We start from the raw sequence: 20,504 nt of genomic DNA on the forward strand, positions 1-20,504 counted from the left end.
GAATACACAAAACACTTTATCAGAGAAAATATTGTTAAAATATTGCTTAGCATTCCTAAAACAGTAATTTTTAACTTTAAAGTATTACCCGTAAAAAGTGCAATAAAAATGCCATTTATCGTATCTTATAATGTAAAACTGGGGGGTGACACGTGACAATTTTATTGTAGAAAAGAAGAATTTATCAACAGCATCTATGAGAATCGGATTTGGAGATTCTGCGAATGGATGTAGAGAAAGTAAAAAAGGTCTGATTCGGATTGTTAATGGAGGAAAAATTATTCTGAAAGGCACAGTTGGATTATCACAGGGAGTTGTTTTGTTAGTTAATAATTCGTCACTTGTATTGGGCGATCATTTTCGATGCAATTATTCTACTACTATTGACTGTACAGATGAAAATATAGTTTTTGGTAATGATGTTGTTTTGGGATGGAATGTGACTGTAAAAAACAATGATGGACATACAGTTATTCAAAACGGAAGGCAGAAGAAGAAAGCGGATTCTGTATATATTGGTAATCATGTTTGGTTATGTTCATATAGTACCGTATTAAAGGGTGTTAATGTTGGTAATCATTGCGTTGTTGGGTATGGTAGTTTACTTACCAAGGCAGAACCAGAGAATCATATATTTATACGCTGGTGTTCCAGTAAAACCGATGAGGAAAGAAATTAATTGGATAGAATGAATGGAAGAAAAAAATGCAAACTAAATGGATATATTATAATCATGCGTTAATTCCAGATATAGCACCGCATGAAACAATAGAAATTCCCAAATTTGACAAAAAATCAGGTGGGGGGATATCCTTTGCTTGCTCGATGGATTTCGGATTTCGATTGTGAATTAGCAACTCAATTTTGGTATATTATTAGAACTGGTTCATATGAGATAGAACAATTATCGAAATCCACTAGAAAACATATTAGGCAGGCGTTCAAAAAGTGTTATGTTAGGAAAATTGAAGATAATGAGATAGAGAAAATGTATTCCTGTTATCAAGCTGCATATAAACGATATGAAAAAGCAGACAATTTCAGAAGTTTTGAGTCTATAAAAGATGAGTTTTTAAATAGGAAAAATAAAAATATGTTCTATTATGGTGCTTTTGAATTAGAAACAAACAGTTTAATTGTTTTTTTTATCTGTACTTGCTATCAGGAATATTTTGAAATTAATATGTCGAAGTTTAATCCAGAATATATGGCACTACGTCCATCGGATGCTTTATATGATTTTGTTTTGAATTTATGGATGAACAAACCTGAAATTAAATATATAAGTAGTGATAGCAGAAGCCTTAATCATGAGACGAATGTACAGGAATATAAAATCAATACATTTGGATTTCATAAAGCGTATTGTAAAATGCATATTCAGTATCGTCCATGTATTTATCCAATTGTGAAGATTTTATACAGGTTTCGACATTTGTTAAAAAGATTAGATGGAAATAAACTCATTCATGCGATTAATACTGTTCTTCAAATGGAAGAAATCGCAAGGATGTAATTAGTAATCAAGAATAAGGAATGATCACAATGTATAAAATAGCAGTATCCGTCATTTGTTATGATAATGAAGAGGAAGTATTAGACTTTGCAGATAAATTGAGCAGACAAAAAGATTCTGAAAAAATTGTACTTTTAGTTACATGCAATAAGTGTATGAATGTAAAGAAACTAATAAATGATTTAAATGAAATTAAAATATCCTCACAGATATTTGAGCCAGGGGAAAATCTGGGATATTTACATGGATGTTTATATGGTTTTAAAGAGTTTGGCGAGGAATATGAATGGGCTGTTATATCAAATACAGATATTGATTTTGTATCAGATAGTTTTTTTTCAAAACTTCTGGATAATCATTATGATTCTAAAATAGGATGTATAGGACCAGATATTACTTTAAAAGTAACAGGAAAACAACAGAATCCGTTTGCTTTATCCAGACCAGGAAATGCACTGATGAAATTTAGAAAAGTGGTATATGCAAATTATTTCTTATACAGATTGTATTATGTATTATCGGATATAAAAAACAAAATCAGTCATACGGAAACGCGTAAGGAAAATGAATATGTATATGGAGTTCATGGAAGTGTAGTTATATTAAGAAAAGAGTGCATTGATAAATTCCTAGAAGATAGTATTCAGATATTTATGTATGGTGAAGAACTTTATATTGCTGAAAAGTTAAAAGAAAATCAATTTTTATCATATTATGATAAAAATTTGAAAATAATTCACAATGAAAATCAGAGTACAGGAAAAATAGCCAGTCAAAGAAAACAGAAATGGTGTAGCCAATCTATTAATTTTCTGGTTGAAAGATATTGGAAATAGATTTGAATTTATATTGTGAATAAAAATATAGAGGATGAAGGGAAATGAAAGCAAATTGTAATTATAGTGTTGCGCTATGTACATATAATGGCGAGCGGTACATAGCAGAACAGTTAAATAGTATTTTATCTCAGACTATTCCGCCAAAAGAAATTATTATTAGTGATGATGGTTCAAAGGATCAGACTTTAGAGATTGTTGATAATTTATTAAGTCATTGTTCTGTTAAATATAGAATTGTGAAAAATACAGGAACTCATGGAGTTACTAAAAATTTTTGTAATGCGATTTCAAGATGTTCAGAAAATATAATTTTCACATCTGATCAGGATGACGTTTGGGTTAATAACAAAGCTGAAATTATTCTCAAAATATTTGAAAATAACAATAAAGCATTGCTTGTATTTACGAATGGTGAATTAGTAGATCAGAATTTAAAACTATTGAATTGTGATATGTGGAAGTCTGTAGGAATTGCTACCGAAATGCTTGAAGAAAATAAGTGGTTTGAATATATGTTGAACCGTTGTTTTGTTACGGGCGCAGCAATGGCATTTAAGCGGGAGTTATTTTCAGAAAATGAGAAAATTCCATCTAGTTGGCTTCATGATGGGTGGCTTGCATGGAAAGCTGTTGCCAGAGGGGGGCTTGTCCCATGTCAGGATAAATTACTTCTATATCGACAGCATGGAGATAATGTTGTCGGTATGAGCAACGTAACTTCAATAACGAGAATAAAGAGTTATCTAAATAATTTTAAAATTATTAAAGAGACACATATCATTCGATATAACAGATATATTGAATTGAAAGATAAAATGGGTTATATGTTTTCTGAACAGCAACAAGAAAAATTAAACGCTTGCATTTTGTTTTGGAAAGATTTAGTAGAAAGTGATAAAAATTTAAAAAGATTAACACGTATTAAAATTATAAAAAAACATGTGAAAAATGGAGATTTTGAAAATTATTTTAATGGAAAAAAAGGAGCAATAAGGGAGTTTTTTGTAGCATTATTTTTATGATGTAAAGAATATGATTGTGAGGTGATAATTTGGGTGTGATGATACTGGAGTATATTGTATTTCTTGTAATAATGATAGTTTTATTATGGATAAACAAAACATTAAGACAATCTTTTTTTACTGTATCAAATTATTTGATTATTACATTTTCTGTAATAACTGGAGTACAAGTTATAGCATGTCTTTGGTTAAAATATGAAACCGCAACCATGGAATATTGGATGATATTAACGGTATTTATTGTTATTGCTTTATTAACAGATCTTGTTGCAAGTAGATTTGCGAAAAAAGTGTCATTTAATGGTATTAAATTAAAAAGTTCATGTGAAAGTACTTTTATGAGTAAACATGAAAAGAGATTTAATATTATATGTGTGTTTGCAGCAATGTACTCCGTCACTCATTTTATTTATTTAGCAGGTGGATTTCCGAAGATGTACTATGTTGTACAAGAACAATTTCAAAATCAATATTCGGCTGGATTGAATTTTTATATTCGGCTATTTATGATGATTGCAACAGCATATTATTTAGGATGTGCTAAGATATCCAAAAAAAACATTCTTCTAGGGTTGCTTTGTTTAATTCCAAATATACTTACATTTGTAAAGGGTATTGTATTTATTCCATGTTTAGCCAGTATTTTATTGAGATTAAAAAATGGAGATATAAAAATTTCACTAAAAGCTGGAATTACAATTGTTTTTGTGGGAATTATGGTATTTTTTGGTGTATATTTAGTTGAAATGAGTGTTTATGATCCGGATATATTATTAAAAATTGATACTTATCAGTTTATTGGTTCTAAATTAATTGATTATCTAATAGCAGGTGTCCAATCATTTAGTCAAAATATATCTACACATAATGTATATTCATTCAAACATTTGGATAATGTGACATTGGCTCCATTTATTAATTTTATGGCTAAATTTGGATTTGGAGAATCTATTGACACAGTTAATACAGTATGGCAGACTTTTGGGTTCAGTTCAATACGTGATATAAGTATTACATCAAATGTTAATACTTATGTTGGAACATTATATTTATATAATGGTATGATAATAGGAAATTTATTAAATATTTTATGGGTATTTATAACAAGTTTCATGGATGAAGTATTTTCAAAAAGAAACGATATTTTGACAGCATTATCTGCTTTATTTTGTGCAGCTTTTTCTCTTGGATGGTTTGAGTATTATTTTGTACATACATTTTGGGTGTATTTAATTGCTATAGCAATTTTAGTAAGTGTTATTTTAAAAATGAGAATTACTCCACAAAAACAAAATAGAACAGGAAGATATTTTAATGGATAATAAATCTATTAGTGTAAAGAAAAATTTTATATATAACTCTGCCTTTCAGGTATTAATTTTGTTAGTTCCTTTTGTGACAACTCCGTATGTTTCAAGAGTTTTGGGTGCGGATAACATTGGAAAATACAGTTATGCATCAGCAATGGTTACATATTTTACTTTGCTGGCTGCATTAGGTTCAACTATTTATGGGCAAAGAAAAATTGCGTATTATCGCGACAATAAAGAAGAAATGAGTCAAGTATTTTGGAATACCTTTTTCTTCCGTTGTGTTATGAGTTTAATTTCATTCATCTTATATTTTATATATGCAATTTTTTTTGAAGGATTAAATCTGATTAACATTATTATTGCACTTAGTATATTAAATGTTACATTTGATATTTCGTGGTTTTATCAAGGTATTGAGGATTTTAAAAGTGTAGTAATAAGAAATTTGATAGTCAGGATTATATGTCTTAGTGGAATTTTTATTTTTATAAAGACAGCAAATGATACGTGGAAATATGTACTGATTTTGATGCTGGCCCAGATTTTAGGAAGTCTTTCGATGTGGCGAGTGATGCCTCAATACATATGCTTTGTGAAAAGAATTAATCCATTTGACGGGTTTAAGGATATTTTATTGATTTTTTTACCATCTATTGCAATTCAAGTATATACGATTCTTGATAAGAGTATGATTGGATGGATTACTGGTTCAGATTATGCTAATGGTTGTTATGAACAATCAGAGAGAATCGCGCGCCTTGCAATGACTGTTGTAACTTCTATAGGTACGGTTGTTCTTCCACGAGTAGCTAATCTGTTTCAAAAGTCTAATCTTGATGAAGCAAAAAGATATGTATATCAGGCATTTCGGGTTGTGTGGCTGCTTGCGATTCCTATTATGTTTGGTTTGATGGGGGTTTCATCGGTATTTATACCTTTATTTCTGGGATCTGGCTTTGATGATGCAATAGGGCTGTTGTGTATTTTTTCCATTTTAGTATTGGTTGTGAGTTTAGCATATGTGACTGGAATATCTTATCTGATACCTACCAAACAGCAAAATGTTTATACCGCAGCAGTTACTATAGCGGCAATTGTAAATTTCTGTATGAATCTTATATTGATTCCAAGAGTCGGAGTGTTTGGCGCAGCAATTGCATCAATTGTAGCGGAAACAATAGGAACTGCTATTCAAATTATATATTGTATATCAAAGAAACAATTGAATGCCAAACAGATTTTTGTGCCTTGTTGGAAGTATCTCTTATCTGGAAGTATCATGCTATTGTTTGTAGAGACATTGAAAACGAAGTTCTCAGGCGGTATTGTTTCATTATGTGTTCTGATTTGTACAGGCGGATTGAGTTATGTTGGTGTTTTATTAATATTAAGAGATAGATTTTTCATTGACAATATAAACAAGATTTTAAAAAGGAAGTAATAGAAATGGGACAGATAAAAGTAACAAAAGCATCAATTGAAGGATTATATGTGATTGAGCCTGCTGTTCACGGAGATGAACGAGGCTACTTCATGGAAACATATAATCTTAATGATATGAAAGAAGCTGGGCTTAATCTGCATTTTGTTCAAGACAATCAAAGTATGAGTACTAAGGGGGTATTACGAGGACTTCATTTTCAAAAACAATATCCGCAAGGTAAACTTGTAAGGGTTATCAGAGGATCTGTATTTGATGTTGCAGTTGATTTAAGAGCTAACAGTAGAACATATGGACAGTGGTATGGTGTTGAACTTACTGAAAAAAACAAAAAACAATTTTATATTTCTGAAGGATTCGCGCATGGATTCTTGGTGTTAAGTGACATGGCAGAGTTTTGTTATAAATGTACCGATTTTTATCATCCAGGAGATGAAGGTGGTCTTGCATGGAATGATCCTGAGATTGGAATTACTTGGCCGGAATTGAAGGGAGAATATAACGGTACAGCATCTGGAAAAGGATATACGTTGAATGATGGAACGAAGCTTAATTTGTCAGATAAAGATCAAAAATGGCAGAGACTTAAAGAAACATTCAAATTTTAGTTTCATTTTATGATAAATGAAGAAAGGCATAAAATATGAAAGTTGCAGTAGCAGGAACAGGATATGTTGGTTTATCCATAGCGACATTGTTATCACAGCATCATGAAGTAATGGCAGTTGATATTATTCCGAAAAAAATAGAAAAAATTAATAAGAGAATCAGTCCGATTCAGGATGAGTATATTGAGAAGTACTTAACAGAAAAAGAATTAAATTTGACAGCTACACTGGATGCAGAGGAGGCATATAAGGATGCGGATTTTGTTGTCATTGCCGCTCCGACGAATTATGATAGTAAGAAGAATTTCTTTGATACTTCTGCAGTAGAGGCAGTTATTAAGCTAGTGATTCAGTATAATCCGGATGCGGTAATGATCATTAAGTCTACGATCCCAGTTGGTTTTACAGCCAGTGTCAGAGAGAAGTATCATTGTGACAATATTATTTTCAGTCCAGAGTTTCTTAGGGAATCAAAGGCGCTATATGATAATTTATATCCATCCAGAATTATCGTGGGAACTGATGTACAGAACGCAAGGCTTGTAAAGGCAGCCAATACTTTTGCAGGAATGTTGCAGGAAGGTGCAATTAAAGAAAACATTGATACTTTGATTATGGGATTCACTGAAGCAGAGGCGGTTAAACTTTTTGCAAATACATATCTGGCACTGAGGGTATCTTATTTTAATGAACTTGACACTTATGCTGAGATGAAAGGACTGAATACACAGCAGATTATTAACGGAGTATGTCTGGATCCGCGTATTGGTTCTCATTATAATAATCCATCCTTTGGATATGGTGGATATTGTTTGCCGAAAGACACGAAGCAGCTTTTGGCAAACTATGAAGATGTTCCACAGAATATGATGTCTGCCATTGTAGAATCTAACAGAACGAGGAAAGACTTTATTGCCGACAGAGTTTTACAGAAGGCAGAATACTATGCTTATGGTGATGAAAATACTTATGATGTTTCAATGGAAAAAGAGGTTGTAATTGGTGTATATCGTCTTACCATGAAATCAAATTCAGATAATTTCCGTCAGTCTTCTATACAAGGTGTGATGAAGCGCATTAAAGCCAAAGGTGCCACCATTATTGTTTATGAACCGACATTAGAGGACGGGACAACATTTTTTGGAAGTAAAATTGTAAATGATCTTGAGGCATTTAAAGAGCAGAGTCAGGCGATTATTGCAAATAGATATGATAAATGTCTGGATGATGTAAAAGAACGAGTATACACAAGAGATATCTTTTACAGAGATTAAAAGATAAGTTATAAATTTAAATGGATATTTATAAAACAATTACTAAGCACAATCCTAGTTGGGGAATAACAGGGGGTTGTTGGTTTTTCGTATTTTTATTGTGTTTTAGCCGGATCATAAAACAGTCATACAAAAGTAACAGAATTAACTTTTCACAAAGTCTGGCGTATATCGCAATTTATATATTTCTTTGGACGGTATTGGAGTCTACAGTTTTTACTCGCATTCCACAGGCATATCCTCAATATGAACTTCATATATTCTGGTCCTGGAAAGCATTTTTTGTATATCATGACAATGAGATGCTGAAGGAAAATATTCTAAATTGCATATTATTGATGCCGTATGGCTGTTTATTGCCAGGTGCTTTAGATAAGAGAATCAGCTGGAAAAGAGGTTTGGTGATTGGAATGGGAACATCGTTTGTGATAGAACTATTGCAGTTGATCACCTGCCGAGGATTGTTTGAGTTTGATGATATTATCCACAATGGGGTTGGATGTATGATGGGAGCTGTTTTGGGTTCCTGGTGTTGGCTGAGAATGCTAAAGAAATTTAAAATGCTCAGGAAGCCTCACGCTTCCTGAGCATTTTCTCAATCATCATTTCTCCCGCAATTTCAGAACATCCTCAAGTGGCAACCCTGAAAATCTGGAGATATCTTCAGGTGAGAATCTGGAATCCTCTAGCATGCGCTGTGCAGTAAGTAAAGCATGGTCCTGAAGACCTTCAGTACGTCCGGCCAGATGACCTTCGGCGCGTGCGTCATCGTACATTTCCTGAACAGCCTGACACATATTAACGCTCCTTTCTGTTTCCGTGAAACGTAAATGGATACCTGTTATGGAATCGATGCTCCGGGCTGCTTTGAGCTCGAGCGACTGGAAACCGGAGTTCTCGGACGTGAGCTCCTTAAGTTTCCGTTTGTCTTTGACATATTTGATGAAGAGCATGACTTCCCGTAGATTGCTCTGGAGGTTATTGAGTTCCTCATCTTTTATCTTAGCAGGTGAGAAGAGATTGATCCGATAATCGGGGACCAGAGAAAGGATCTCGGAATCCTGGACAGAGAGCATTTCGTGGAGGCTCCTGGGAGCTTTCCAGGTATCGGAGCCGAAGTATACGACTACGGTGATGACCGGAATCAGCCGGTCATCCTTGTAGAAGCCGGTGAGATATTCTCCGGATGTGGAGGGCCATTGCTTTGCTTCTCTGTGGGTTGTCAGCCATGTAATCTTTGGTGATGGTATCCTTTGTACCTATAGGTTTCACCACCTTCGATCTTGTTATGTGATCAGAGTTATTTTATCATCTGATCCATTTTCAGGGTAACATAGTTCATTGCTTTTGGAAAGAGGATTTTGTGAAAAAGCTTCAGAGCTGCGCAGGTAAAGCGGATATGTTTGTCGAACGGAGTCGAAATAAATCAATAGACAAAAAGAGCGTATTGTGCTACTCTGAAAGCACGAATCACGTGGCAATTGGCATATTTGTATGTGATTTTTCGCATTGAAAGGGAGTGGAACGCGGAATATAAAGAGACCGAAGCTACCGGTGGGAATCGAGAATTTTCAGAAAATTCGTCAGGCGGGTTTTTATTATGTAGATAAGACCAGGCTTATCGAACAACTGATCGATCAGTGGGGGAAAGTAAATCTGTTTACAAGACCTCGGCGTTTTGGGAAAACATTGAATATGAGTATGCTTCGTTGTTTCTTCGAGATCGGGGCAGATGAAGCTCTGTTTGAAGGTCTTTATATTTCCCGGAAACAAGAACTGTGTGAACAGTATATGGGGAAATTTCCGGTAGTGTTTTTATCGCTGAAGAATGTTGATGGACTTACCTTTGAGAATGCGCGCTATCAGCTGACAGAACTGGTAGGCAGAGAGGCCAGTCGTTTTCTGTTTTTATTGGAGAGTGACAGACTGACAGAAACGGATAAAGATATATATCGTACATTGATCTCTGTAGAGAATGGCAGATATTCTATGGATGAAAATATCCTTTCTTCTGCGCTGCAGATATTGTCTCAGCTGCTGCATAAGCATTATGGGCAGAAGACGATCATTTTTATAGATGAATATGATGTTCCTCTGGATAAGGCTTTTCAGCATGGCTATTATAAAGAAATGGTGTTCATGATACGCGGTGTGTTCGGACAGGGACTTAAGACTAACGATTCTCTGTATTTTGCAGTATTAACAGGGTGTCTTCGCGTGTCTAAAGAGAGTATTTTTACAGGACTTAATAACTTCAAAGTGCTTTCGATCACGGATCATCGATTTGATGAGCATTTTGGTTTTACAGATGATAAGGTCTGCAGATTGCTTACAGCATATGGCAGGGAGGATCATCTTTCCGAAACAAAGGGATGGTATGATGGATATCATTTTGGAAATACGGATGTGTACTGCCCATGGGATGTGATCAATCATGTAGATTGTTTGTGTGGGAATCCGGATGCGGAGCCGCAGTCTTACTAGATCATACATTAGGACCAATAGATCCGAGTTTACATACCCCATTGAATCCCAGGTTGCAGGATGGAGGCATATATCCGGTAAGTGTAGAGGCTGTTAAAGGATATCTTGAATTTGCAAAAAATGAAATGCAGATTGATGATACAGCGTCCCTTGCAAGTATTTTTGAAAAGTTGACAGATTTTGTACATCCTTTGGTTTTGGGGGAAGTTTACCGTTCCAAGGCTCAGTTTCAAATGATGGCAGAGAAATTACTTCAAAATCAGGTTAGAGATCCGGAAAAGATTAAGAAGATCATAGCATTTCTGTGCAGCGAATCTGGAAGTCATGATTATACTATTAACAGACGGGAAGCTAAGGATGAACTGGGATTAAATATTATAAAACCATCCGAGACACAATATAAAATCATCAAAAAGATTTATGATGATATAAACGAAGAATTGATGTTTAGCAAACCATTTTTACTAACGGAAGTGAATGGTGCATATGTGGTGCGTAGAGGCCTGTTGGAAAGTATAGTTGGAGGAGCGGATTATTTTTCAACAGAAGGGACTGTTATCCGGGGAACTTTGCCAGATGGATAGATTGCTGTTTAAAACAGAGTGAATTTTGAAGGCTGGAGGCATGACTGTTTAATAGAAAAAATGCAGGTACAGTCAAGCAATAGAATGGAGGATATTGTTTATGAAAGAGGTAGTGAATTCCAAACATAATACTGCAGTTACAACATCATATACTGCATATCATGCAATTACTACGTCTGCAATACCTACCGATACAGAAAAATATGTTATTGTAAATCCAGAAGAATCGATTAATATTGATGTTAATGAAGAGGGAAAGTATTCTGTATTTGATATTGCAAACTGGTTTTTGACTAAAGGACAGATGACTCATAAAAAATTGCAGAAATTATGTTATTATGCACAGGCCTGGTGTTATGCTTTGAAAGGTTTTCGACTTATGAATACAGATTTTCAGGCTTGGGTACATGGACCGGTTTCTCCTGCATTATGGGAGCGTTTTAAGGCATTTGGATATGATACGATTTGTATAAAAGAGAAGGTTGCTCTGAAGATATCAGATGATGATATTCGATTGTTGGAAGATGTGTGGGATACGTATGGAGAGAGCACTGGCAATGCGCTTGAGACACTTACACATAGAGAATTACCCTGGATAGAAGCTCGGAGAGGATATGAACCAGAGGAGAGATGTACAGTTATCATTTCTCCTGAAACGATGGCATCTTACTATAAGGCTATTTATTGTGGTGATTAATAATGGCAAAATTAACGGAAAAACAAAATCGGGAAGTACCTTTTGAATTGTGTTTTAAATATCATTTGGAGAATGGGTATACATTTAAGGAACTTACACCGGAAAATGTGAAACAGTTTCAAATATTTTTGAACAAGGTTTCTCAAATGACAGTCACACAGGTAGATAAAGCGTATTCGCATAAACCAGATACGGATGATGTGTATAATGGAATGCAGGTATATCATTATGCAGTAACTGAGGTATTTCGTATACATGTTGTTATAGAAGCAGGATATTATAAGATCATACGATTGGACCCAAGACATAAAGTACATAGAAGTTAACGGAATAAAATATATTATAGTAATAAAAACAAGATATATTGATGCATAAGGATAATGCGGAAATAACATTGTCCTTATACATTAATATATAAGATAAGTTATAAATATCAGCACACAAAGGAGAGCAAGAAATGGGAAAATATTTTGGTACAGATGGATTCCGTGGGGAGGCGGGTGTTTCGTTGACAGCGGATCATGCATTTAAGATCGGGCGTTTTCTGGGATGGTATTATAATGAGCTGCGCAGAAGAGCGGGGGAGACGGCTGCGGCCAGGATCGTGATCGGCAAGGATACCCGACGTTCCAGCTATATGTTTGAGTATTCACTGGTTGGAGGACTGGTGGCGTCCGGAGCGGATGCTTATCTTCTCCACGTGACAACAACACCGTCTGTGGCTTATGTTGCCCGTACCGATGGCTTTGACTGTGGTATTATGATCTCTGCCAGCCATAATCCCTATTATGATAACGGGATCAAGCTGATTAATGGCCAGGGTGAGAAGATGGAAGAGGAGATCATCGCGCTGGTGGAGGATTATCTGGATGACCGTCTTCAGCTGTTCGGACAGAAATGGCGTGAGATTCCTTTTACAAAGGGCGGTGAAATCGGCAGGACGGTGGATTATTCTGCAGGCCGGAACCGTTACATAGGATATCTGATCTCCCTGGGAGTATATTCCTTTAAGGGAATGAGGATTGGTCTGGACTGTGCCAACGGAAGTGCATGGAATATCGCAAAGGCGGTTTTTGATGCGCTGGGAGCGAAGACTTATGTGATCAATGCTGAGCCGGATGGTACCAATATCAATAACAATGCCGGTTCCACCCATATCGAGGGTCTTCAGAAGCTTGTAGTGGAGAAGGGGCTGGATGTTGGTTTTGCCTACGACGGAGATGCGGACCGCTGTCTCTGTGTGGATGAGAAGGGAAATGTGGTCAGCGGAGATGCGATCCTCTATGTGTACGGTCGTTACATGAAGGAGCGCGGAAAGCTTCTCACCAATACGGTTGTAACTACGGTAATGTCCAATTTTGGCCTTTACAAGGCTTTTGATGCTCTTGATATCGAGTATGCGAAGACAGCAGTAGGGGATAAATATGTTTATGAATATATGATGCAGAATGGCTGCCGTATTGGTGGTGAGCAGTCCGGGCATATTATTTTTTCCAAGTATGCATCTACCGGGGATGGCATCCTTACAAGTCTGAAGATGATGGAAGTTATAATGGCAAGGAAGAAAAAGCTCAGTGAGCTTACCGCTGATCTGGCGATCTATCCCCAGGTTCTTGAGAACGTGCGTGTCCATGACAAGGCAGCAGCGCAGGCAGATGTGGATGTGCAGGCAGCAGTAGAGCGTGTGGCTGAGGCGCTTGGAGACACCGGAAGGATCCTGGTGAGAGAATCCGGCACAGAACCTCTGCTCCGTGTTATGGTTGAGGCAGAGAGTGAGGAACTTTGCAGAAAATATGTGGACCAGGTGGTTGAGATCGTCCGTAAGAAGGGGCATGTGGCAGAGTGATGTCCTGGATGCAGACCGCAGGTGTCTGAAGAACGGAGCAGTCAGAAGAATATAAAAATGCAATAAGAGGAGAAAAAAATCATGTGTGGAATTGTAGGTTTTACAGGCAGGCATCAGGCAGCACCCATCCTTCTGGACGGGCTTTCCAAACTGGAATACAGAGGATATGATTCCGCCGGCATCGCAGTGCGTGACGGGGAAAAGGATATCGAGATCATTAAGGCGAAGGGCCGTCTGAAGGTCCTTCTGGAGAAAACAAACGCAGGTGAATCTGTTCCGGGTATGTGCGGAATCGGTCATACCCGCTGGGCAACTCACGGAGAACCATCAGAGGTCAATGCCCATCCTCATGTCAGTGATAACGGAAATGTGGCAGCTGTGCATAACGGCATTATCGAGAATTACCAGGAGCTGAAGGAGAAGCTTCTCCGCAGGGGATATTCTTTTTATTCTTCCACAGATACGGAGGTTGCTGTGAAGCTGGTGGATTATTACTACCAGAAATACGGCGGATCTCCGGTTGAGGCAGTGCGTCATGCAATGGTGCGTATCCGTGGTTCCTATGCGCTGGCAATGATGTTCCGGGATTATCCGGAAGAGATCTTTGTAGCGAGAAAAGACAGCCCTATGATCCTGGGTGTGGAGAATGGAGAATCCTATATCGCATCGGATGTTCCTGCGATCCTGAAGTATACAAGAAATGTTTATTATATCGGAAATCTGGAGCTGGCATGTGTAAAACCGGGTGAGATCACTTTTTACAATCTGGATGGTGAGGAGATCGAGAAGGAGCCTAAGATCATTGAGTGGGATGCAGAGGCAGCGGAGAAAGCCGGTTTTGAGCATTTCATGATGAAGGAGATCCATGAGCAGCCGAAGGCAGTCGCAGATACACTGAATTCCGTTATCCGGGAGGACAAGCTGGATCTGACGGAGATCGGTCTGGATGATGAGAGAATCCGCAGCATCAGCCAGGTTTATATCGTGGCCTGCGGCTCTGCTTACCATGTGGGAATGGCTGCACAGTATGTGATTGAGGATCTTGCAGGTATTCCGGTGCGTGTGGAGCTTGCTTCGGAGTTCCGTTACCGGAAGCCGCTTCTGGATCCTGACGGCCTGGCAGTGATCATCAGTCAGTCCGGTGAGACTGCGGACAGTCTGGCTGCGCTTCGGGAATGTAAGGAGAAGGGGATCCGCACGCTGGCTATTGTCAATGTGGTCGGCTCTTCCATTGCAAGAGAGGCGGATCATGTATTCTACACACTTGCAGGACCGGAGATCTCGGTTGCTACCACCAAGGCGTACAGTACACAGCTGATCGCTTCCTATGTGCTGGCATTGCAGATGGCACTGGTCCGCGGAAAGATCTCAGAGGAGCAGTGTGAGTCCTACATTAAGGAACTGAAGACACTTCCGGACAAGATCGGCAGGATCATCGAGGATAAGGAAAGGCTTCAGTGGTTTGCCTCCAAGCAGGCCAATGCAAAGGATATCTTTTTTATCGGAAGAGGGATCGATTATGCCATCAGCCTTGAGGGCAGCCTTAAGATGAAGGAGATCAGCTACATTCATTCTGAGGCGTATGCGGCTGGCGAGCTGAAGCATGGCACCATTTCCCTGATCGAGGACGGCACCCTTGTGATCGGTGTCCTGACACAGCCGGAGCTTTATGAGAAAACAGTCAGCAACATGGTGGAGTGCAGAAGCCGTGGGGCGTATCTGATGGGGCTTACTACGTTTGGAAACTATAATATCGAGGATACTGCAGATTTTACGGTTTATATCCCGAAAACAGATCCGCATTTTGCAACTTCGCTGGCAGTGATCCCGCTGCAGCTTCTGGGCTACTATGTCAGTGTAAATAAAGGTCTGGATGTGGATAAGCCGAGAAATCTTGCCAAGAGTGTTACCGTGGAATAAGGATATCTGTTTCATGGAAGGAACATTTTAGAGGCAGTTCCGTGACATCGTGAGAGCATAAAAGGATCATGATATCACGGAACTGTTTTTGCATTTGGCGATTTACGATATTTCTTGCTTTTATCAGTAAAAAAGCGTAAAATGATTAGGATATTTGAATCTGTACAGAGAGTGTCCATATGAAATATTCTCTGTACCATCAAAAATGGAGGATTGCATATGAGAAAAATGGGAAAACATATCCCAGGGCTGATCGTGACGCTTGTGGTTTTGATCACAGCAATCGTATTTGCGGTCATGCTTCTGAATATGAAGGTGATCCCGACGAAGTTCATTGCAGTGATCGGACTGGTAATGCTGGTCCTGATCGTGATCGTCGGAGCGCTTGTATGGAGTACGGATGGTAAGATAAGATTTGTAGTGGGAGTGATCCTGGCAGCAGTTTTTGCAGCAGTATTTATTCTCGGAAGTATGTATGTTTATAAGACACATTCCACACTGGCAGGGATTTCCGGTGTGAACACAGAGGTTACGGAGGTCGGCATTTATGTCCGTGCAGATGATTCTGCAGATTCCATAGAGGCTACAGCAGATTATGTGTATGGTGTGCTGACAGATCTTGACAGAGCCAATTCGGACAAGGCTATCCAGGAGGTGGATTCCGAGACAGGCAAGACTGTGCAGGTCCAGGAGTATGCAGGACTTACAGAGCTGGTTGACGGTCTTCTGAACGGACAGACAGGTGCGATCGTGCTGAACAGCGCATATTTAAGCGTTATTGAAGAGATGGATGGATATTCCGATATTTCTTCCAGGATCAAAGAGCTGACCGTGAAGAAGGTGGAGACGACCATTGAGCCCCAGGAGACAGAGGCGAAGGCTGAAGAGAATACCAATGACGGTTCTATATATACCATCTTTATCAGTGGTATCGACAGCCGCAGCGGCCTTGTTGCAAAGAGCCGAAGCGATTCCAATATCATTGCTACGGTAAATACAGCTACCAGACAGGTGCTTCTGGTTTCCACACCTCGTGATTATTTTGTACCGCTTTCTATTTCAGGCGGACAGAGAGATAAGCTGACACATGCAGGTATCTATGGTATCAATGTATGTATGGATACTCTGGGTATGCTTTATAATGAGGATATCAACTATTATTTCCGTATCAACTTTGCGGGATTTGAGCAGCTGATCAATGCGCTTGGCGGAGTTACTGTTTATTCTGACTATGACTTTGATTCCAAGAATGAGACAGGATATCACTTCAATCAGGGAGAAAACTACCTGAACGGTGAGCAGGCTCTGGTATTCAGCCGTGAGCGTTATGCCTTTAAAGAGGGCGACCGTCAGCGTGGCAAGAACCAGATGGCAGTGATCAAGGGTGTGATCAACAAGGCTCTTTCACCGGAGCTTCTGAAGAATTATTCTTCTGTTCTTTCCAGCATCCAGGGATGCTTTGAGACCAATATCTCCTATGAGGAGATCGCCAGACTGCTCCAGCAGCAGCTGAACAACGGCGGTGACTGGAACATCGTAAGCTACAGTGTAAATGGTACCGGTGACACACAGAAGCCGTACTCCATGAGCTAGAAGGCTTACGTTATGATCCCGGATGAGTCTACCGTTCAGAAGGCGGAGGCCATGATGAAGAAGGTTCGTGACGGAGAGACTGTTTCCCAGGAGGAGGCAGACAGTGCAACATCAGTGGCAGCAGCTACGGATAATGATGCACAGGCAGCTGCAGAGGGAAGTACAGCAGAAGCGCAGGGTGAGACTGCAGATGCCACACAGGATGGCACAGCAGATGCCCAGGCAGCAGACGGAACTGTTGCACAGTAGTAAGATAAACTTATTAAAATTTTAGCATAAGAACAGCCGGGGAAGCGTAAAGCTTTCCACCGGCTGTTTTTTCATGAGAAACAGAATGAAAAAAATCCACCGGCAATCGCCGATGGATTTTTTTTACAGGATCTCTTTCAGATATCTTTCCAGGGCATCCTGCCATGTTGGAAGTGGCTGGAAGCCGTTTTTTACAAGCTTGGATTTATCCAGGCGGCTGTTGAATGGACGTACAGCCTTGGAAACGCCGTACTCTGCAGTTGTGACAGGAGATACCTCTACTTTTTCGTATTCCTTGTGGCCGAGGGCAGCAGCCTGGCGGAAGATCTCTTTAGTGAAATCATACCAGCTGATGAAGCCGCCTTCGTTGGTTGCGTGATAGTAGCCGTATTTCTCTGTCTCGACCATGTCTACCAGAAGACGGGCAAGGTCGTAGGTATAGGTCGGAGTTCCGATCTGGTCACTGACTACGGTAAGCTTGTCATGGGTTTTTCCCAGATTTACCATGGTACGGATAAAGTTTTTGCCGTTTTTGCCGAATACCCATGCAATACGTACGATAAAGAATTTATCTACAGTGCCGGATACGGCCAGTTCACCGTCAAGCTTGGTCTGACCGTATACGTTCTGTGGAGCGTAGTCCTTGCAGTCCGGATCCCATGGTGTGGTTCCCTGGCCGTCAAAAACGTAGTCTGTGGAAATATACATCATCTTGATGCCAAGCTCCTTGCAGATGTCCGCAATGTTCTGTGTCCCTACAACATTGACAAGACGTACCTTTTCACGGTTTTCCTCGTCCTCTGCAGCGTCTACGGCCGTCCATGCGGCACAGTGTATCACTGCATCAGGCTTTACCTCACGGATGGTTTTTGCTACCGCTTCTTTATCTGTGATATCAAGCTGCACATAAGGCATGGTGGTAACAGGAGTACCATCAGCGATGCCGCTGTAGGAAGGAGCAATGTCACTTCCTACGCCTTCATGTCCACGGCCGGACAGTTCATTCATTACGTCATGGCCAAGCTGGCCGCCAACACCTGTTACGAAAAATCTCATGCTTTAACCTCCTCGCGGTTTCCATACATTTCTTCGTAGTAGTTCTGATACTCACCGGAGATGATGGTTTCCCACCATTCCTTGTTGTCAAGGTACCATTTGATGGTCTTTTTGATTCCGTCTGCGAATTTTGTTTCAGGAAGCCATCCAAGCTCGTTGTGGATCTTGGTCGGGTCGATAGCGTAGCGCATGTCATGGCCTTTACGGTCTGCTACATGTGTGATCAGGCTTTCCGGTTTGCCAAGCTCCTTGCAGATCAGTTTTACGATATCGATGTTTTTCATCTCGTTATGTCCGCCTACATTGTAAACCTCGCCTACACGTCCTTTGTGGATGATCAGGTCGATGGCACGGCAGTGATCCTCAACATAGAGCCAGTCGCGGACATTTTCACCCTTTCCGTAAACCGGGAGTGGTTTGTCGTTCAGAGCGTTGGCGATCATCAGCGGGATCAGCTTTTCCGGGAAGTGATACGGGCCGTAGTTGTTGGAACAGCGGCTGATGGTCACAGGCAGGCCGTAGGTTCTGTGGTATGCGAGAACAAGAAGGTCAGCACCTGCTTTAGAGGAGCTGTACGGGCTGCTTGTATGGATCGGAGTTTCCTCTGTGAAGAAGAGGTCCGGTCTGTCAAGCGGAAGATCTCCGTAAACCTCGTCTGTGGAAACCTGATGATAACGCTGGATTCCGTATTTACGGCAGGCATCCATGAGAACAGCAGTACCCTTGATGTTGGTGTCAAGGAATACCTCCGGGTTTTCGATGGAACGGTCTACGTGGCTCTCAGCTGCGAAGTTTACCACGATGTCAGGATGCTCCTCCTCGAAAAGCTTGTAAACAGCGTCACGGTCTGTGATGCTTTCCTTTACAAAGCGGAAGTTCGGTTTGTCCATGACCGGTGCAAGAGTGGAAAGGTTTCCGGCATAGGTCAGGCAGTCCAGGCATACGATACGGTAATCCGGATGAGCCTCCATCATATGAAAAATAAAGTTGCTTCCGATAAATCCGGCGCCGCCGGTAACGATGATTGTCATAAAAAATCTCCTTTATAATAAATGATTGATCTTATGCGGATTCCGTCGAAACGGAGTCCGCAGGTAAATGCAGTGTCGGAAAATCAGATCGGCTTAGTGAAGCGCGTCCAGATATTTTCCATCCAGAACATCCTTGAGATACTGGCCATACTGGTTTTTCTTAAGGATTTCGTAAACCTTGAGCACGTCCTCCTTTGTGATCCAGCCGTTTAAGTAAGCAATCTCCTCAAGGCATGCGATCTTGCGGTGCTGATGCTGCTCCATGGTTTTTACGAAGTTGGTTGCCTCTACAAGGCTTTCGTGTGTACCGGTATCCAGCCATGTGAAGCCCTGGCCCAGAAGCTCAACGTTCAGCTGTCCTTTCTCAAGGTAGATACGGTTCAGGTCTGTGATCTCAAGCTCGCCTCTTGCGCTTGGCTTCAGATTTTTTGCGTACTCTACAACCTTGTTGTCGTAGAAGTAGAGACCGGTTACACAGTAGTTGCTTTTGGGCTTTTCCGGTTTCTCTTCAATGGAAACAGCTTTTCCGTTCTGGTCGAATTCCACGATGCCGAAACGCTCCGGATCATCTACATAGTATCCGAAAACAGTGGCACCTTTGCCTGTTTCTGCATTGTCTACAGCAGCTTTCAGGCGCTTTTTGAGGCCATGTCCTGCGAAAATGTTGTCACCAAGGACCATACATACGGTGTCGTTGCCGATGAATTCCTCGCCGATGATAAATGCCTGAGCAAGTCCGTCCGGGCTTGGCTGTACAGCATAGGTAAGGTTGACACCGAACTGATGGCCGTCACCGAGAAGTTCCTCAAATCTCGGGGTATCCTGCGGGGTGGAGATGATCAGGATATCACGGATGCCTGCGTTCATAAGAACAGACATAGGATAGTAGATCATCGGTTTGTCAAAGATCGGCAGAAGCTGTTTGGAGGTCACCATGGTAAGCGGGTAAAGACGTGTTCCGGAGCCTCCGGCTAAAATAATTCCTTTCATATGTTTTCTCCTTTGCGTGATGATGTGCAGCATAAGTCGTG

20 protein-coding genes and 1 pseudogene are annotated in these 20,504 nt (G+C 40.0%); 17 read left to right on the forward strand and 4 right to left on the reverse strand.

Going from position 1 to position 20,504, the window contains the following annotated elements; genetic code table 11:
* The first annotated feature begins 145 nt into the window (after positions 1-145).
* From NQ489_RS05830 to NQ489_RS05870, 9 genes are all read left to right on the forward strand, one after another.
* On the forward strand, positions 146-679 hold the full coding sequence (locus NQ489_RS05830) for an acyltransferase (RefSeq protein WP_147238608.1): 534 nt from the start codon (positions 146-148) through the stop codon (positions 677-679).
* 105 nt (positions 680-784) lie between these two features.
* Positions 785-1,516 (forward strand): hypothetical protein, encoded by a 732-nt coding sequence (locus NQ489_RS05835; RefSeq protein WP_021651073.1) that lies wholly within the window; start codon positions 785-787, stop codon positions 1,514-1,516.
* 29 nt (positions 1,517-1,545) lie between these two features.
* Positions 1,546-2,352 (forward strand): glycosyltransferase family 2 protein, encoded by an 807-nt coding sequence (locus NQ489_RS05840; RefSeq protein WP_044961266.1) that lies wholly within the window; start codon positions 1,546-1,548, stop codon positions 2,350-2,352.
* A gap of 44 nt (positions 2,353-2,396) precedes the next feature.
* Entirely contained in the window at positions 2,397-3,377 is a 981-nt protein-coding gene (locus NQ489_RS05845; protein ID WP_021651075.1) for a glycosyltransferase family 2 protein, read from the forward strand.
* 38 nt (positions 3,378-3,415) lie between these two features.
* Entirely contained in the window at positions 3,416-4,699 is a 1,284-nt protein-coding gene (locus NQ489_RS05850) for a DUF6337 family protein (protein ID WP_021651076.1), read from the forward strand.
* Complete coding sequence (locus NQ489_RS05855; protein WP_021651077.1) at positions 4,692-6,131, forward strand: flippase; 1,440 nt, start codon at positions 4,692-4,694, stop codon at positions 6,129-6,131. The genes NQ489_RS05850 and NQ489_RS05855 overlap by 8 nt, the downstream gene beginning before the upstream one ends.
* A gap of 5 nt (positions 6,132-6,136) precedes the next feature.
* Complete coding sequence (gene rfbC / locus NQ489_RS05860; RefSeq protein ID WP_021651078.1) at positions 6,137-6,739, forward strand: dTDP-4-dehydrorhamnose 3,5-epimerase; 603 nt, start codon at positions 6,137-6,139, stop codon at positions 6,737-6,739.
* A gap of 35 nt (positions 6,740-6,774) precedes the next feature.
* Positions 6,775-8,013, forward strand: coding sequence for a nucleotide sugar dehydrogenase (locus NQ489_RS05865; RefSeq protein WP_021651079.1), 1,239 nt, complete (start codon positions 6,775-6,777; stop codon positions 8,011-8,013).
* Positions 8,014-8,033: 20 nt separating this feature from the next.
* The gene (locus NQ489_RS05870; protein ID WP_021651080.1) at positions 8,034-8,600 is read left to right on the forward strand and encodes a VanZ family protein; all 567 of its coding nucleotides are present in this window, start codon (positions 8,034-8,036) and stop codon (positions 8,598-8,600) included.
* 15 nt (positions 8,601-8,615) lie between these two features.
* Here NQ489_RS05870 and NQ489_RS05875 read toward each other — a convergent pair whose 3' ends face one another.
* Positions 8,616-9,263 (reverse strand): Rpn family recombination-promoting nuclease/putative transposase, encoded by a 648-nt coding sequence (locus NQ489_RS05875; RefSeq protein WP_326929030.1) that lies wholly within the window; start codon positions 9,261-9,263, stop codon positions 8,616-8,618.
* A 283-nt stretch (positions 9,264-9,546) separates the two neighbouring features.
* On the opposite strand from NQ489_RS05875, the pseudogene NQ489_RS05880 reads away from it, so the two are divergent.
* The 8 genes and pseudogenes from NQ489_RS05880 to NQ489_RS05915 form a co-directional block, all read left to right on the forward strand.
* Positions 9,547-10,494 (forward strand): annotated as a pseudogene (locus NQ489_RS05880) (AAA family ATPase); the annotation flags it as partial.
* A complete protein-coding gene (locus NQ489_RS05885; RefSeq protein WP_156906914.1) occupies positions 10,461-11,081 on the forward strand; it encodes a hypothetical protein in 621 nt (206 codons plus the stop codon). The pseudogene NQ489_RS05880 and the gene NQ489_RS05885, both read left to right, overlap by 34 nt.
* A gap of 100 nt (positions 11,082-11,181) precedes the next feature.
* The gene (locus NQ489_RS05890; RefSeq protein ID WP_021651085.1) at positions 11,182-11,778 is read left to right on the forward strand and encodes a Panacea domain-containing protein; all 597 of its coding nucleotides are present in this window, start codon (positions 11,182-11,184) and stop codon (positions 11,776-11,778) included.
* A gap of 2 nt (positions 11,779-11,780) precedes the next feature.
* Positions 11,781-12,104 carry an MAG6450 family protein gene (locus NQ489_RS05895; protein WP_021651086.1) on the forward strand — a complete coding sequence of 108 codons (324 nt, stop codon included), beginning with the start codon at positions 11,781-11,783 and terminating at the stop codon, positions 12,102-12,104.
* Between the two features lie 131 nt (positions 12,105-12,235).
* The gene (gene glmM, locus NQ489_RS05900; RefSeq protein WP_021651087.1) at positions 12,236-13,624 is read left to right on the forward strand and encodes a phosphoglucosamine mutase; all 1,389 of its coding nucleotides are present in this window, start codon (positions 12,236-12,238) and stop codon (positions 13,622-13,624) included.
* Between the two features lie 81 nt (positions 13,625-13,705).
* Positions 13,706-15,544: a glutamine--fructose-6-phosphate transaminase (isomerizing) gene (glmS, locus tag NQ489_RS05905; RefSeq protein ID WP_173739928.1), complete on the forward strand. Its 1,839-nt coding sequence runs from the start codon at positions 13,706-13,708 to the stop codon at positions 15,542-15,544.
* A 219-nt stretch (positions 15,545-15,763) separates the two neighbouring features.
* A complete protein-coding gene (locus NQ489_RS05910) occupies positions 15,764-17,137 on the forward strand; it encodes an LCP family protein (RefSeq protein WP_227945594.1) in 1,374 nt (457 codons plus the stop codon).
* A 12-nt stretch (positions 17,138-17,149) separates the two neighbouring features.
* A complete protein-coding gene (locus NQ489_RS05915; RefSeq protein WP_227945595.1) occupies positions 17,150-17,386 on the forward strand; it encodes a hypothetical protein in 237 nt (78 codons plus the stop codon).
* A 123-nt stretch (positions 17,387-17,509) separates the two neighbouring features.
* Here NQ489_RS05915 and rfbD read toward each other — a convergent pair whose 3' ends face one another.
* From rfbD to rfbA, 3 genes are all read right to left on the reverse strand, one after another.
* Positions 17,510-18,442 (reverse strand): dTDP-4-dehydrorhamnose reductase, encoded by a 933-nt coding sequence (gene rfbD / locus NQ489_RS05920; protein ID WP_021651091.1) that lies wholly within the window; start codon positions 18,440-18,442, stop codon positions 17,510-17,512.
* Positions 18,439-19,473, reverse strand: coding sequence for a dTDP-glucose 4,6-dehydratase (rfbB, locus tag NQ489_RS05925; RefSeq protein ID WP_021651092.1), 1,035 nt, complete (start codon positions 19,471-19,473; stop codon positions 18,439-18,441). Before rfbB ends, rfbD begins: the two co-directional genes overlap by 4 nt.
* 93 nt (positions 19,474-19,566) lie before the next feature.
* Positions 19,567-20,463, reverse strand: a complete 897-nt coding sequence (gene rfbA, locus NQ489_RS05930; RefSeq protein ID WP_015525711.1) for a glucose-1-phosphate thymidylyltransferase RfbA — start codon at positions 20,461-20,463, stop codon at positions 19,567-19,569.
* Between the last annotated feature and the right edge of the window lie 41 nt (positions 20,464-20,504).

The sequence above is a fragment of the Blautia sp. KLE_1732_HM_1032 genome (assembly GCF_025147905.1).
In the GTDB taxonomy this organism is placed as follows: domain Bacteria; phylum Bacillota; class Clostridia; order Lachnospirales; family Lachnospiraceae; genus Blautia_A; species Blautia_A fusiformis.